Here is a 1,085-nt window from a genome sequence, read left to right as displayed (position 1 = left end):
TGCTTGGGCGGGAATACCTATTTGCTAAAACCCTGCCAGAACGTGCCGGGATCGAGCGTCTGCGCGTCGCCCACCAGGTCCGAACCGCCGAATTTTGCCATCAGGGCAAAGGCCTGCTGGGCCGGTTCGGTATGGGCGGGATCATAGGTGCTGACGATGCCGGCGCGATAGTCGTCACGCAATTGCTTGAAGAGAGCCTCGTCGTCGGCCGCGCCCATTATGCTCTTGAGACCCTCCCAGACCGCATCGTCATGCAAGAGGACATCCTTGGCCTCAAACGAAGCCTCGAGGAAAGCGACCAGCGCGTCATGCTTGGCTGTCGCGGTTTCATCGGTAAAGGTCCAACCCAGAAGCGGGGGTTGTTCGGAAACACCGAGATCCCGCAGCATGTCGGCGACCGAAAGCAGTTCGGTGGCGCCGGCGACCTTTGAGCGCGCGTTCCACTGCCAGAAATTGAGCGCGGCATCGGCGCCGCCATTGCCGAGCAGTTCATTGACGAGCGGTGGGGCGCCATAATTGGCCTTCACGTCATCCACAAGCCGCGCGCCGGTGACGCTGTTGTAATAGGCCTGCAAGGTCACCCAGCTCTTGTCGACCGGCCCGCCGGCGACGGCAACGGTCTTACCCTTGAGGTCCTCAACCTTGGTGATGGTACTGTCCGGTCCGACCATCAGCCCGCCGACGGCGAGGGAATGGGGAACCATGGTGACCGAGCCGCCCTGGTGGCGCTGGATCGTCACCCAGACGAAGTCGGAAAGGATGACGTCGACCTCACCGGCCTGAAGTGCAATCTGCCCGGCGCGGCTGTCGGCCAACGGCCGAATGTCGAGTTCGACGCTGTGCTTCTTGTCGAGGCCCAGCGCCTTGATGGTCTCGATTTCCCACTGAACGGTGCCCGATTCCTGCACGCCCAGGCTCAATGGCTGCGCCAGCGCGGGCGTGGCGATCATCAGTGCCAGCGCCGCCGTGGTGAGTTTTGCACAAAGGCCCATAGCACCCTCCCAAGTCCCTTATTCGCATTCGATAACACCGCGGGTCATCGGCGAACGCAATGTATCGTATTGAGCCCGAGCGATTGCGGCGGG

1 protein-coding gene is annotated in these 1,085 nt (G+C 62.2%); it reads right to left on the bottom strand.

Going from position 1 to position 1,085, the window contains the following annotated elements:
- Positions 1-17: 17 nt before the first annotated feature.
- Complete coding sequence (locus J0I64_RS03185; protein WP_291406174.1) at positions 18-992, bottom strand: ABC transporter substrate-binding protein; 975 nt, start codon at positions 990-992, stop codon at positions 18-20.
- Positions 993-1,085 lie beyond the last annotated feature (93 nt).

Origin of the sequence: Devosia sp. (assembly GCF_017307565.1) — a bacterium.
Classification (GTDB): Bacteria; Pseudomonadota; Alphaproteobacteria; order Rhizobiales; family Devosiaceae; genus Devosia.
Note: the sequence above shows the minus strand (reverse complement) of the source record. Positions and strands in the feature narration are given on the sequence as shown.